Source organism: uncultured Pseudokineococcus sp. (assembly GCF_947499845.1).
GTDB lineage: Bacteria > Actinomycetota > Actinomycetes > Actinomycetales > Quadrisphaeraceae > Pseudokineococcus.
The window spans coordinates 1-12,710 of sequence record NZ_CANMPM010000003.1; the positions used below are offsets into that span (position 1 = coordinate 1).

At 73.5% G+C, this 12,710-nt stretch carries 15 protein-coding genes and 1 pseudogene; 5 read left to right on the plus strand and 11 right to left on the minus strand.

What is annotated here, in order from left to right; translation table 11 throughout:
- Positions 1-418 (plus strand): transposase (locus Q0789_RS03585; protein WP_298802197.1); only part of this gene is annotated, 418 nt, incomplete at its 5' end.
- 156 nt (positions 419-574) lie between these two features.
- On the opposite strand, the gene Q0789_RS03590 is transcribed toward Q0789_RS03585, so the two are convergent.
- From Q0789_RS03590 to Q0789_RS03635, 11 genes are all read right to left on the minus strand, one after another.
- On the minus strand, positions 575-976 hold the full coding sequence (locus tag Q0789_RS03590) for a hypothetical protein (protein WP_298802199.1): 402 nt from the start codon (positions 974-976) through the stop codon (positions 575-577).
- Between the two features lie 258 nt (positions 977-1,234).
- Positions 1,235-1,870 (minus strand): RES family NAD+ phosphorylase, encoded by a 636-nt coding sequence (locus Q0789_RS03595; protein WP_298802201.1) that lies wholly within the window; start codon positions 1,868-1,870, stop codon positions 1,235-1,237.
- Positions 1,867-2,529, minus strand: a complete 663-nt coding sequence (locus Q0789_RS03600) for a hypothetical protein (protein ID WP_298802202.1) — start codon at positions 2,527-2,529, stop codon at positions 1,867-1,869. The genes Q0789_RS03595 and Q0789_RS03600 overlap by 4 nt, the downstream gene beginning before the upstream one ends.
- A gap of 98 nt (positions 2,530-2,627) precedes the next feature.
- Positions 2,628-4,151 (minus strand): Na+/H+ antiporter NhaC, encoded by a 1,524-nt coding sequence (nhaC, locus tag Q0789_RS03605; protein ID WP_298802203.1) that lies wholly within the window; start codon positions 4,149-4,151, stop codon positions 2,628-2,630.
- Between the two features lie 19 nt (positions 4,152-4,170).
- A complete protein-coding gene (locus tag Q0789_RS03610) occupies positions 4,171-5,352 on the minus strand; it encodes a PLP-dependent aspartate aminotransferase family protein (RefSeq protein ID WP_298802204.1) in 1,182 nt (393 codons plus the stop codon).
- Positions 5,353-5,548: 196 nt separating this feature from the next.
- Positions 5,549-5,809: a hypothetical protein gene (locus Q0789_RS03615; RefSeq protein WP_298802205.1), complete on the minus strand. Its 261-nt coding sequence runs from the start codon at positions 5,807-5,809 to the stop codon at positions 5,549-5,551.
- Positions 5,810-5,883: 74 nt separating this feature from the next.
- Positions 5,884-6,234: a hypothetical protein gene (locus Q0789_RS03620; protein WP_298802207.1), complete on the minus strand. Its 351-nt coding sequence runs from the start codon at positions 6,232-6,234 to the stop codon at positions 5,884-5,886.
- Positions 6,135-6,584, minus strand: a complete 450-nt coding sequence (locus Q0789_RS16695; protein WP_366917628.1) for a PxKF domain-containing protein — start codon at positions 6,582-6,584, stop codon at positions 6,135-6,137. The genes Q0789_RS03620 and Q0789_RS16695 overlap by 100 nt, the downstream gene beginning before the upstream one ends.
- Positions 6,585-6,715: 131 nt before the next feature.
- Entirely contained in the window at positions 6,716-7,126 is a 411-nt protein-coding gene (locus Q0789_RS03625) for a type II toxin-antitoxin system VapC family toxin (RefSeq protein ID WP_298802209.1), read from the minus strand.
- A 19-nt stretch (positions 7,127-7,145) separates the two neighbouring features.
- Positions 7,146-7,376 carry a hypothetical protein gene (locus Q0789_RS03630; RefSeq protein WP_298802212.1) on the minus strand — a complete coding sequence of 77 codons (231 nt, stop codon included), beginning with the start codon at positions 7,374-7,376 and terminating at the stop codon, positions 7,146-7,148.
- Positions 7,377-7,530: 154 nt separating this feature from the next.
- Positions 7,531-8,661, minus strand: coding sequence for a hypothetical protein (locus Q0789_RS03635; RefSeq protein WP_298802214.1), 1,131 nt, complete (start codon positions 8,659-8,661; stop codon positions 7,531-7,533).
- A gap of 149 nt (positions 8,662-8,810) precedes the next feature.
- Here Q0789_RS03635 and Q0789_RS03640 point away from each other — a divergent pair.
- The 4 genes and pseudogenes from Q0789_RS03640 (at position 8,811) to Q0789_RS03655 (ending at position 12,692) form a co-directional block, all read left to right on the plus strand.
- Positions 8,811-9,135, plus strand: a pseudogene (locus Q0789_RS03640) (helix-turn-helix transcriptional regulator).
- A gap of 51 nt (positions 9,136-9,186) precedes the next feature.
- On the plus strand, positions 9,187-10,140 hold the full coding sequence (locus tag Q0789_RS03645; RefSeq protein ID WP_298802220.1) for a nuclease-related domain-containing protein: 954 nt from the start codon (positions 9,187-9,189) through the stop codon (positions 10,138-10,140).
- Between the two features lie 273 nt (positions 10,141-10,413).
- Positions 10,414-11,370 (plus strand): nucleoside hydrolase, encoded by a 957-nt coding sequence (locus Q0789_RS03650; protein WP_298802222.1) that lies wholly within the window; start codon positions 10,414-10,416, stop codon positions 11,368-11,370.
- On the plus strand, positions 11,367-12,692 hold the full coding sequence (locus Q0789_RS03655; protein ID WP_298802227.1) for a sugar ABC transporter substrate-binding protein: 1,326 nt from the start codon (positions 11,367-11,369) through the stop codon (positions 12,690-12,692). The genes Q0789_RS03650 and Q0789_RS03655 overlap by 4 nt, the downstream gene beginning before the upstream one ends.
- The last annotated feature ends 18 nt before the right edge of the window (positions 12,693-12,710 follow it).

Below are 12,710 nucleotides of genomic sequence, written 5' to 3' on the forward strand. Positions count from 1 at the left end.
TCTGCGCGCCGCGGTCGAGAACCTCACCGACCGCCAGCTGTCCCGCCTGGACGCGGCGTTCGCCGCCCACCCTGAGCACGAGCAGGTCGCCGTGGCGTGGCAGTGCGCCCAGCAGCTGCGGTCGATCTACCACCAGCCCACCCCCGCGGCCGGTAGGGCGGTCGCGGAGAAGGTCCTGGCCTCCTTCGCGTCCTGCCCGATCCCCGAGGTCGCCCGCCTCGGCCGGACCTTGCGGCAGTGGCGGTCGGCGCTGCTGGCCTACTTCGACACCGGCGGCGCGTCCAACGGCGGCACCGAAGCGATCAACGGGCTCATCGAGCTCCACCGCCGCATCGCCCGCGGCTTCCGCAACCGGGCCAACTACCGGCTCCGGATGCTCCTCATCGGCGGAGGCCTACGCCACCCCCGACTGGCATGAGCCCCACCGCAGGTACGAAGAGCCCGAATACCAGCGCGAGGGCGCAGCCGACCACCACAAGCAGTCCTGCGCCGGTCAGCACGGCGACGAGCGCACCCCTGGAGACGACAGCCACTGGCATCGCGCTCGCGGACCCACGGACGTCGTCCCGACTGCTCACCGGACGGGCGACCTCGCCGCAGGAGCCCGCCGCGGGGCCACCACCCCACCGATGAGGCTCGCCAGAGCGGCGGGGCCGCTGACGAGGAGGCTCAACTGGGGGAACAGGCTCCCGCTGGCCACCAGCGCCAGCCCTCCCGTCAGCACCACGGGGACCAGCACCGCTCCCCACGCCCACGTGGGCGCCTGCAGCACCGACCCCGCCGTCGCTGCGGCTATGACGAAGAGGACGCACGCGAGCACGAGGACCAGCCAGCCAGTCCGTGCCTGCTCGAGCGCCTCATCCGTGGGTGCGAAGTAGACGGTGGCCCAGAGCCCGTACCCGAGCAGGGCGAAGGCCACCAGGACGACGGCCGCCCACGGCAGGCGCCACGCCCACCCCGCCCGATGCGAGGTCACGGCAACGGGAGGCGTCACCGGCGAATGACGACGCGGGCGGTGTGGACGTGCCCGTCGTCGAGCTCCGACGTCGGTCGAGTCGGCGTGGATCCTCGGCACTCCGTCCTCGTGCTCGCGGACGAAGGCATGGCGGACCGCCTGCGGTCGGAGGGGGCGATGCCGGCGCTGAGCAGGGCGTCGCCGAGGGTCAGGGTCATCGGTTGCGCTCCGGGGTGGTCGTCGAGGAGATGGCGGGCCGTCGGAGGCCCCTGCGGCGGCTCACACGACGTCGTACCCGATGAGCCCGGCCGCCTGCGCTGCCGCGTCGCCCATCGCGACCTCGTCGAGCGGGCGGGAGAAGTCGGGGTGCGCGGGCAGCGCGGTCGTGGCGTCCGCCTGCGGGCCGATGACTAGGCAGACGCAGTCGCCGCCGTCCATGGCCGAGCGGTGCCAGAAGCCGTCGACGGTGGGGAAGGCGTCGACGAGGGCCCGCGCCCACGCCTGGGTGCGTGACCGGCGGGCGGTGCCGTTGATGGACTCCGCCGCGCCGAGGCGCAACGCTGCCTGTCCCTGGAGGTCGACGAGGGTCAGGTCGCGGGTCGTCAGCCATGACGTCGCGGTCGGGCGCAGGTGCGTGCGGTCGACGACACGGGTCGCCTGGAAGACCTCGGCGAGGCAGGTCACGAGAGTCGTCGCGGTGTAGATCACGCCGACGCCCGCGTGGACCTGCGGCGGTGGCGGGTGCGGGTCGAAGCGCTCGACCGGGCCGTAGCGGCGAGGCGCGTTCCACGGAAGTGCGTGCGAGCCCAGAGCCATGTGCACGCGCCACAGCGGGGTGCCGGCCGGGAGCTCGACCGGCGTGAAGCCCCGCCGCCGCAGCTCGCTCTGCGACGGCGGGTCGGGCAGGTGCGTCACCCGCGGTCGCGGGAGCCGAGCGCCCGCTCGGCGGTGCGTGCACCCGCTCGCACGCCGACCGCCTGCGCGACGGCGACGACGTCGGCGACCGCGCCACCCTGCAGGAGCCACGAGCGCGGGCTGACCTGCTCGTCGTCGATGAGGAGGTCGGTGTCGGGCGTCGTCAGGAACCGCTCGACCGACAGCGGGTGCAGGCCGGCCGGCAGGGCGGCGAGCACCTCGCGGAGGCCGGACATCGGTCGACCGTCCTCACCGAGCTGGAAGGTGGGGAAGCGACGTCCCCGGGCCGCGGGGACGGAGACGACCTCCCCCCGCCGCACCCAGTGGCGCACCGTCGAGTCATCCACGCCGGCGCCGCGGGCGAGCTCCGCCGCCGACAGGCTCGAGGCGACCAGGCGCGCCGCGGAGGCGCCACCTGCGTCGACGGCGGCCTGGGCGAGTTCGGCGCCACCACTCTCCGGGAGCCCCGAGTGCTGCTGCAGGTAGTCGTGCTCGGCCGCCGTCATCGGCACCTCGGCCCGGCCAGGCCCGCCTGGCAGCAGCGCACGCAGGCCTGCGGCCAGGTCGCCCACCGACAGGCTCGTGCCGGCGTCGGCGAGGACGTCCCGCAGCTCGCGGGCGTCAGCGGGCGTCACCTCGCGGCCTGCAGTGGCGGTCATGAGGAGACGGTACCGCTGCAGCGCACGGGCGGCCACGGCGTGCGTCGACGTGTCAGCCGGCCGCTGGCGCGCAAGGACCGCACGCTGACCGCGATCGGTCAGGCGCGGGCGTCCTCCGGCGTCTGTCGGTGGGCGTGCGCGTCGGCGTCGCCGAGCCGCCGGATGCCGAAGCCGCCCGTGACCGGCGCGAGCACGGCGATGAGCGCGGAGAAGAGGAAGCCGGCCCAGTTGGTGACCGCCCAGGGCAGGAACGCGAAGTTGCCGACGCCGAGGGTGGTGGCGATGAAGACGCCGGAGACGGTCCAGGGCATGAGGACCTCGGTGAGCGTGGCGGAGTTCTCCATGCTGCGGGAGAGGTTGACCGGGTGCAGGCGGCGGCGGGCGAAGGCGCCGCCGAAGAGGTCGCGGACGAGGAAGTAGGTGATGAGCGCGTTGGACGTCGCGCTCACGATGGCGAAGCCGGAGACGAGCGTCGTCACGACGACGCCGCCGGTGGAGCGCAGGCGGCTGACGACGGGCTCGAGCAGGCTGCGCAGCACCTTGGAGGCCTCGAGGCCGGAGGCGAAGAAGAAGGCCGCGAAGACGAAGAACGTCGCCGTGTACATGGAGTAGAGGCCGCCTCGCTCGACGAGCGTCGTCAGCGCGTCGCTGGCCTCGCCGCCGGTGGGGAGCATGTCGGTGGTGAAGCCGGACGTCGTCGCGGCCAGCACGGTGCCCAGCGAGGAGCCCTGCACGACGAGCGCCAGGACGACGGCGACCGTCGAGGAGGCGAAGAGCACGACGAGCGGCGGCTTGCGCAGGATGGACCCGGCGAGGACGACCAGCGGCGGCAGCAGCAGCCACGGGGTGAGCACGAACGAGGTGTCGAGCTCGGTGAGGATCGCCTCGACGTCGCCGAGCTGGGCGTCCGAGCCGCCGAGCGAGCGGCCGACGAGCAGGTAGATGACCACGGCGAGGACCGAGGCGGGGATGGTCGTGTAGAGCATGTGCCGGATGTGCTCGTAGAGGTTGGCCCCGGCGGCGATGGCGCTCATGTTCGTGGTGTCTGACAGCGGCGACATCTTGTCGCCGAAGTACGCCCCGGAGACGACCGCGCCGGCGGTGACGGCGAGGGGGACGTCCATCGCGGCGGCCACGCCCATGAGGGCGACGCCGATGGTCCCGGCCGAGCCCCACGAGGTGCCCGTGAAGGTGGAGACGACGGCCGTCGTCGCGAAGGCCAGGACGTAGAGGAAGGCCGGGTCGATGACCCGCAGGCCGTAGGAGACGAGCAGCGGGATGGTCCCGGCCGCCATCCACGAGCCGATGATCACGCCGATCATGAAAAGGATGAGGATGGCGGGCAGGGCCTGCTTGATCTTCTCGCCCATGCCGGTGACGACCTGCTCGAAGCGGGCGCCGCGGGCGACGGCGAAGCCGGCGAAGAGGACGCCGGCGAGGACGAGCATGAGCTCGGCCGGGTAGCCGAGGACGCCGATGCCGCCGACGAAGATCGCGAGCGCGAGCAGCGCCGGGACGGCGGCGACCTTGGCGCTGGGGCGGCGGGCGTCGCTGCGCGCCTCCTCGGGGCCGGGCGGCTCGTCGCCGCGGTCGTCGTGAGTGGTGTCGAGGGCCTGCGCCATCGGGGCCCCTGGGGTCGGGTCAGCGGGCGAGGGAGTCGAGGGCCTGGGCGAGGTCGGCGATCTGGGCGTCGGCGCCCTCAAGGCCGACCGACAGGCGGACCATGCCGGGAGAGAAGCCCTGGGCGACCATCGCGGCCTCGCCGCCGGGCCTGCTCGGTGAGGTGACGAGGCTCTCGTAGCCGCCCCAGCTGGGGCCGATGCGGAACAGGCGCAGGGCGTCGACGAACCGCGCGACGGCCTGCGGGGTGGCCTCGGCGAGGTCGAGGCTCAGCAGGCCGGTGACGCCGGTCAGCTGCTCGCGGCGCAGCCGGTGGTCGGCGGGCAGGTCGGCGTGGGGGTGGTGGACGGCCGCGACCTCGGGGCGGTTGCGGAGGTAGTCGACGACGCGGAGGGCGTTGCGCTGGTGCTCGGCCATCCGCACCGGCAGCGTCCGCAGGCCGCGGAGGACGAGCGAGGCCTCGAGGGCCGACATGACCGAGCCCTGCAGCTGGAAGCCGGCGTAGAAGAGGTCGCGGATGAACGCGGCGGAGCCGATGACGGCGCCGCCGAGGACGTCGCTGTGGCCGCCGACGTACTTGGTGAGGGAGTGCACGACGACGTCGATGCCGTGCTCGAGCGGCTTCTGGAACAGCGGCGTCGCCCACGTGCCGTCGATGACCGTGGTGATGCCGCGGGCGCGGGCGACGTCGGCGATCGCCTGCAGGTCGAGGACCTTCATCCGGTAGGTGCCCGGGCTCTCGAGGTGGACGAGCCGCGTGCTCGGGCGCAGGTGCTGCTCCCAGTCCTCGCCCGGCGAGCGGACGAGGGTGTGCTCGACGCCGTAGCGCTCGAGGTGCTGGGCCAGCTGCAGCGTGGGGCCGTAGACGTCGTTGAGCAGGAGCACGTGGTCGCCGGCGCGCAGGAGCGTCGACCACACCGCGCTGATGGCGCCCATGCCGGAGCCGAAGCACTGGGCGGCCTCGCCGCGCTCGAGCTCGGCCAGCGCGCGGGCGAGGACGGCGACCGTGGGGTTGGCGCCGCGGCTGTAGACGAAGTCCTCGTGCTCGGAGGCCTGGTGCTCGGCGAAGACCGCCATCGACGGCTGCGCGAACAGGCTCGTCTGGTAGATCGGCGGGGCGACCGCGCCGTGGTGGGAGCCGGGGTCCATGCCCGCGGTCGTGCAGAGCTCGGCGTCGGACCTCGTGACGGCGTGCCCCGTCATGGCAGTGCTCCTCCTGGGTCGTGACGTCGTCGTCGTCCCCGGGGGAACGGGGTGAGGGTGGCGAGTGCGCGGTGGGCTGTCAACGTTGGCAGAGGATGGCGCGGGAGCTCGAGCGCGGACTTCGTGGGGCGACACGCCGTCGCCTGGCCCTCGAAGTCCGCCCTCGGCGCTCCCGCTCCGCGACCTCGAACGCCGCTCAGGACGTGACGCCGAGGAGCGCCACCACGACGGCAGCTGCGAGGACCGCGGCGGTGCCCGCCACCCACCGACGACCGCCCGGCAGGAGGACACCGGCGGCCGCAGCGGGCACGAGCACCCCTGCGACGACGCCGGTCCCGTAGCCGACGAGGTGCCACGTCCTCGGCCCGGAGTCCCGCGGGACACCGAAACCCTGGACCTCGAAGACCAGCGCGAGGGCGAAGCCGACCACCGCGAGCAGTCCCCCGGCGCTCAGCACGGCGACGAGCGCACCTCTGGTGACGACTCCCTGTGCCACCGCGCCCGCGCGCCGCCGGACGTCAGCCGGACTGCTCACGAGACGGAGGAGCGCGCCGCAGGAGCCCGCCGCGGTGCCACCACCCCACCGACCAGGCCGGTCAGGGCGGCCGGACCGCTGACGACCAGGCTGAGCTGGGGGAAGAGGCTCTCGCCGGCGACCAGCGCCAGCCCGCCGGTCAGCACCACGGGTACGAGGAGCGCTACCCACGCCCACGTGGGCGCCTGCAGCAGCGTCCTCGCCGTCGCGACGGCGACCAGGAGGAGCACGCACGCGAGGACGAGCATCAGCCGACCGGTCCGAGCCTGCTCGAGCGCCTCCCCTGCGGGTTCGACGTAGAGGGTCGCCCAGAGTCCATCCCCGAGCAGGGCGAGAGCCGCCAGCACGACCGCAGCCCAGGGCAGGCGCCACACCCAGCTCGCCCGACCCGGTGCCGTGGTCCCGAGGGTGCTCGCCGGCGGACGTCGACGCGGGCGGTGTGGACGCTCCCGTCGTCGAGCTCCAACGTGAAGGTCCGACAGGTGCCGGCCCAGCTCGGCTCGGTCGTCCGGACCCAGGTGCCCGTGGCGACGTCGGGGGACAGGGCGCTGCGGCTGGGCGCGACGACTGGTGCTGACTGCCCGCCGAGGGCTCGGCTCGTGCACTCGCTCCGTACCGACGTGGGTGAGCCGTCGGCGACCACGTCGACACCGTCCTCAACGACCGGGCCGAAGGTCATGGGAGTCGCTCGCGTCATGCCCTTCTCCTGGTGGTCGTCCGTGCTGGTGGCGGACAGAGAACCAGGCGTAGCGCGCCTCCGATGGGCGTGACCGCGAAGGCACCCGTTCGGCTGCTGGCGGCGCGAGCGGCACGCGGTGTCGGGCGCGCTCAGCCGGTCGGCGACGTGGAGAGGACCTGCACCTCGCACACGCCCCCGGCGGCCGCGGCGAGCCGAGCGTCCCCGGTGACGAGGCGGCACCCCAGCACCTCGGCCAGCGCGACGTGGCACCCGTCGTACGCAGTGACGTTCCGTCGCAGGGCGAGGGCCCGCCGGACCAGCCGCAGGGCGGGGACGCGCTCCAGGTCCAGCTGCTCGAGATGGCCGATCGCGGTGTCGAGGCGGGCGTCGTCGAGGTGGCCTCGCAGCCAGCGCTTCCGGAGCACCGACGCGGTCTCCACGTCGACGAGGTCAGGCGCCGTCAGCCCGCCCGAGGATCGCAGGGCGGCCCGGGCGAGGGCGCCGTCCTCGCCGTTGTCAGCGAGGGCGTTGGCCAGGACGGACGCGTCGACGACGATCACCGCGCGGTGCTCGTCGAGGTCATCGCCCGGTGCGGTCGTCGTCGAGGTCGGCGACGGCGGCCGCCATGCCGACGTGGCCGCCCCGCTGCTGCTCGACCTCGTCCAGCAGCTCGGCGACGGACCGCCGTCGGGCGACCTCGCGCAGCTCCTCGACGAGGAGCTGCTGCATCGACTGGTGGCGCCGCGCGGCGGTGCGCTGCAGAGCCGCATGGACGTCGTCCGGCACGTCACGGACGAGGATGTTCACCATGCTTGCAGTGTGCTTTCGCGAGATGGCATCCGACAAGCCTTCGACGGAGATCTTCACCGCAGTGGTGGAGGACGACTCGCGGTGTCCCTCCCAGTGGCGCGCTCGCACGGTGCGGACGCAGGCGGACGTCACGCCCGACCGGCTCGTCGTCCTCTCAGATCAGCGTGCCCGTGAGCCGGAGGACCGCGACGACGGCGTCGGCGCACTGGTCGAGGAACGCGGGGTTGCGGGGCTGGGCGGAGGCGTTGCCGTTGGGGACGGCCTGCGCGAGGGTCACCTCCTGCGTCTCCGTGAGGACGGCGTGGACGCGCGCCTCCAGGTACTTGATGTCGTCGCTGCTGAACGGGGTCGCGCCGGATCGGACCAGCAGGGCTCGGCGCCACTCCTCCTTCGACTGCCGGTGGCTGCTCATGCGGTCGAAGAACTTCTCGCTCAGGCCGACGTAGGCCCACGGGCGGACGATCGACGTCATCGTCAGGGTCCGCTCGGGCCCGGTCCGTGTCGTCGTCTGGTGCAGCTCGGTGCCGGTCAGGACGTACACGCCCGGGACGGCGCGCCAGTCGTCCTCCGGGTCGACGTGCCGCGGGACCTGCTGCATCACAAGCGCCGGGTGGTCGCAGGTGATCGTCGCCCGCCCGCGGCCGCTGAGGCGGACGTCGACCTGGAGGGGGACGTCCGCTGGTGTGGGCGTGACCCTCGCGGCTGCGGCCGGCAGCGGCGGCGTCGCCTGCGACGTCTGGGGTGTCGTCACGGGCGTGGCGGGCTCCGTGGCCGCGCTGGGGCCGTCGCTCCTGTGCGACGTCGTCGCGGCGCCCTCCCACGGCGTGAGGTCGGTGAGCAGGTTCCGCAGCTCGGCCTCGACCTTGGTCGGCCGGAAGACCGTCTGGATGGCGCCGAGCGTGTTGACGCCCTCGGGACTCAGGGCGTCCCGGTCGAACTCCCCGAGCCACCGGACGGGCCGCCGGTGCGGGCCTGACAGCGGGAAGGGAGCTAGGTGCGTGTACCCGCCGGTGACCTCGCCGACCAGGTACGACCGCCGCAGCGGCAGCTGCGGGACCACGACGAGGTCGCCGACGTCCATCCTGAAGGCGAAGGCGATGAGCTGGCTCGCGTACGTCCGCTCGGCCTGGCTGGTGACCTTGTCGAGCAGCCCGGCGTCTCCGACGGCGGTGAGGTCGCCGTCCTCGAAGGTGGCGAAGTTGACGGCGACGACGCCGTCCTGGCGCCACTCGTCGACGTAGGCGGCCGCCCGTCCGGCCCGCACGACCCACAGCTGTGCGCTCATCCCGTGACGCTAGCGGGATCACCAGGAAGTCGGACCGCGCTGCGCGCCGCCCGGACCTGCTGAGTCCCCGACGTCAGTCGCCGACTTCATGACTGACACATCAGTCGTCAAGGCCGATAATGACTGATTCGTCCGGCATGAGGAGCGTCATGACCGTCAAAACGACATCCGCCCGCGTCCGCCGCGCCGGCCAGGACATCGGCGCCCAGCTCGCCGCGTGGCGCAAGCTGCAGGACCTCACCGCTCAGCAGGTCGCCGAGCGCGCGGGCATCTCCCGCGACACCTTGCGGCGCCTCGAGCACGGAGAGGTCGGCGTCAGCCTCGAGACCGTGCTCGGCGTCGCTCGGGCGCTCGGGGCGCTGGACCGCCTCGTCGAGGCGCTCGACCCGTGGCAGACCGACCTCGGTCGTGCCCGGGCGGGGCAAGTCGCTGCCGCAACGGGTGCGGCGGGGGAGGCCGACGGCATCCGGGTGATCCACCCTCGAGGCTCACTCCGGTCGTCACGGAGTGCTCGAGCCTTCGACGATGATTGACCTCGAGGTCCGGCGCTGGCAGCGGTACGGCCACGACCGCCTGTACGTGCGGAGACTGGACGGGGAGCGGCTCGGCTACTGGGACTGCAGGACCGGAACCGCTGTCCTCGCCGACGGCTGCGACGACGCGGGGCGCGCCGCCTTCGACGCCGCGCTGGCGGCTCATCCCGACGTGGTGCGCCCGCGGGTCTCGCCCGAGCAGACCGACGGCGCACTCGAGGAGGTGGCGCCCGTCCCGGCGCCCCGCGCGCCTGCCGCACCGGAGGCTGTGGCTGAGCCCACGTCTGCCGCGGGCGAGACCGCTGCCGTCGAGCTGCCGTGGACCGACCTCACCTCACACCGGCCTGGCGCGGCTGCGCGGGCGAAGGCCGTCGAGCTGCGCCGCGCGGCGCCCGTCCGGACTCTCCTCGCCCGGCTGCTCGGCGTCCACACCGAGGAGCGGGCGTGGCGGATCGGCGCGGACGGCGAGGAGGCCGTCGCCGCCGAGCTGGCCCGTCTCGGTGACCGGTGGCGGGTCCTGCACGCCGTGCCCGTGGGGGAGCGGGGCAGCGACATCGACCACGTCGTCGTCGGCCCGGGCGGCGTCTTCACCGTCAACGCCAAGCACCACCCGCGCGCGCGGGTGTGGGTCGGCGGCAGCACCGTGATGGTCGACGGGCAACGGGTGCCGTACGTGCGCAACAGCCGGCACGAGGCGCGCCGCGCGGGCCGGCTCCTCGCTGCGGCGGGCGCGGGACCCGTGGACGTGACCGGCGTCGTCGCCGTCGTCGGCGCCCGCGGCGGCCTGACCGTCCGCTCGCAGCCGGGCGACGTCGTCGTCACGAGTCGGCGGCAGCTGGCCCGGTGGCTGGTGGGCCAGCCGCAGCGCTTGACCGACGAGGAGGTCGCCCGCGTCGACGACGTCGCCCGCCGCTCGAGCACCTGGGTGCGTCACCGGCCGGACTGACGGCGCGCTCCGCGCGCGACGCGGAGCGGGAGCCGCCGGTCGACGACGAGCTCTCGACCGTGCCACGGGGTGCCTTGCAGGGCGCCGGCCGCACCTCCGGCCCGTCGTCCACCGCCCGAGCCCGGCGCCGCAGCCCGCACGCGCGACCAGCCGGACCGTCCGTCAAGGCATCCTTGTGCCGTCACGGTCTACTCGTGTAGAACCACCGTCTACACGAGTAGACCACTCGTCGCCCTCGCTGACACCGACGTCGCACCGCTGAGGAGACCGCCCGTGGAACGCCTGATCCTGGACACCGACCTGGCCATGGGAGCGCCGGGCAGCGACATCGACGACGGGTTCGCCCTGGCGCTGTGCCTGGCCGACCCGCAGCTGGACCTCGAGCTCGTGACGACGGTCGGCGGCAACACCGACGTCGACACGGCGACGACCCTCACGCTCGAGCTGCTCGACCGGCTGGGGCGCCCGGAGGTCCCCGTGCACCGGGGTTCCCGCGACCCGCTGGTGCGCCCGCGCGCCCGCCAGGGGAGCCTCCCCGCGGGGATGGCGCCGCGGGAGCCGCGCCGGGAGCCGGCAGCGACGGCCCTCGTCGACGCCGTCAGGGCCAACCCGGGGAAGCTCACGCTCGTCGCCATCGGACCGCTCACCAACGTGGCGCTCGCGATGCGCCTCGACCCGACCTTCGCGGGCGGCCTCAAGCGCCTGGTGATCATGGGCGGGGTCTTCCTCCAGCACACCAACGAGGCCGGCATGCCCGGCGAGTTCAACATCTGGTGCGACCCGGAGGCGGCCCACGCGGTGCTCACGAGCGGCGTCCGCGCGGACTTCGTCGGCCTCGACGTGACGCTGCGCGTCCGCGTCGACCGGGCGCAGGCGGAGGCCATGGCTGCGAGCGACCAGCCCTTCACCGCCTTCGCCGGGCAGTACACGCAGGCGTGGATCGACCACCTCGCCGAGCGCAGCGGGGACGAGGACGTCGACTCGTGCGCCATGCACGACCCGCTCGCCGTCGCCGCTCTCAGCCGCCCCGAGCTGCTCACGTGGCGCGACGCGTACGTGGCCGTCGAGCTGGGGGACCGGCTGCGCGGCGCGATGCTCGCCGACTTCCACCCCGAGCGGGGCAAGCACGGCCAGGACACCGACCTCCAGGTCAACGCCCGCGTCGCCGTCGACGTGGACGCCGCCGCCTTCAACGACTACTTCACGACGACGATGGGTGAGATCCGATGAGCGCGAGGACCATGCGGACGATCGGCGCGCTGGCGGCCGGTGCGCTGCTGCTCAGCGGCTGCGGCGGCGGGGACGGCGGCGACGCCGCAGGGGCCGGCGGCGACTGGACCATCCCCTCGAGCGACCCCGAGGCGTCGATCACCGTGGTCGGCCACCTCGACCCGGTGGCGGAGGACATGGACGACGTCGTGGCGGCCTTCGAGGAGGAGCACCCGAGCATCGACGTCACCTACCAGCAGGTCCCCTTCGACGACCTCAACAGCGTGCTCGACTCGCGCATCACGTCGAAGAGCGGTGACCCGGACGTCTTCTGGGTCGACCAGCCGCGCGTGTCGGCGCTGGCCACCCGCGGCTACCTCGAGGACCTGACGGACCAGTTCGGCGACCTGACGGACGGCCTGCAGGAGGCCACCGTGGAGAACAGCTCCTACGACGGGAAGCTGTGGAGCCTGCCCATCGCCAACTCGACGCAGATCCTCTACTACAACAAGACGCTGCTCGAGCAGGCCGGCCTGACCCCGCCGTCGACGGACCCCGACGAGCGCATCACGTGGCAGCAGCTCAAGGAGGACGCCGCGGCGGCCAAGGCGGCGGGCGCCACGTACGGGCTCCTCTTCGGCCAGCCGAACCGCTACTACCAGCTCGAGCCGCTGCCGGTCTCGGCCGGCGGGGGCATCGGCGCCGAGGGGGACGGCAACCTCACCCCGGCGGTGGTCGACGAGGGCTGGGTCGACGCCATGACGTACTACGGCTCCCTCTACGCGGACGGCGTCTCGCCGCGCGGCATCACCGCCGAGCAGACCGACGCGACCTTCCTCGAGGGCGGGACCGCGTACATGGTCCAGGGGAACTGGCTCGTGCCCCAGCTCGCCGACTCCGACGTCGACTGGGGTGCCGCCCTCAACCCCGTGTGGGAGGGCGGTGAGCCGGTTACGCCCAACGGCTCGTGGTCGGTGGGGATGAACCCGTTCTCGCAGAACAAGGAGGCCGCTGCCGTCTTCATGAAGTGGCTGGCGATCGACGGCGAGAGCGGCTACGCCACGAACCGCTCCTTCTCGGAGCTGCCCGCCAACACGGCCGGGCTCGAGTCCTACCTCACGAGCGACGCCTTCACCGGCAGCGAGGCGGGCCAGCAGGCCGCCGAGGTCGTCGAGCTCGAGTCCACCACCACCGGCGTGGGCCGCGTCGCCACGGTCGGCTACGTGGAGTTCGAGGACATCATGGGGCGGGCCTTCTCCGACATCGCCAACGGCAGCGACCCGGCCGCCGCCCTGGAGAGCGCGCAGAGCCAGCTCGAGACGGCCTGGGCGCAGTACCAGTGAGGTCGGCGACGACGATGA

What these genes read in the sequence shown, in the direction of transcription:
- Q0789_RS03600 (WP_298802202.1), bottom strand. Translation starts at nt 2,529, where the DNA reads ATGACCGCCACTGCAGGCCGCGAGGTGACGCCCGCTGACGCCCGCGAG.
- nhaC (WP_298802203.1), bottom strand. Translation starts at nt 4,151, where the DNA reads ATGGCGCAGGCCCTCGACACCACTCACGACGACCGCGGCGACGAGCCG.
- Q0789_RS03610 (WP_298802204.1), bottom strand. Translation starts at nt 5,352, where the DNA reads ATGACGGGGCACGCCGTCACGAGGTCCGACGCCGAGCTCTGCACGACC.
- Q0789_RS16695 (WP_366917628.1), bottom strand. Translation starts at nt 6,584, where the DNA reads ATGACGCGAGCGACTCCCATGACCTTCGGCCCGGTCGTTGAGGACGGT.
- Q0789_RS03630 (WP_298802212.1), bottom strand. Translation starts at nt 7,376, where the DNA reads ATGGTGAACATCCTCGTCCGTGACGTGCCGGACGACGTCCATGCGGCT.
- Q0789_RS03635 (WP_298802214.1), bottom strand. Translation starts at nt 8,661, where the DNA reads ATGAGCGCACAGCTGTGGGTCGTGCGGGCCGGACGGGCGGCCGCCTAC.
- Q0789_RS03645 (WP_298802220.1), top strand. Translation starts at nt 9,187, where the DNA reads ATGATTGACCTCGAGGTCCGGCGCTGGCAGCGGTACGGCCACGACCGC.
- Q0789_RS03655 (WP_298802227.1), top strand. Translation starts at nt 11,367, where the DNA reads ATGAGCGCGAGGACCATGCGGACGATCGGCGCGCTGGCGGCCGGTGCG.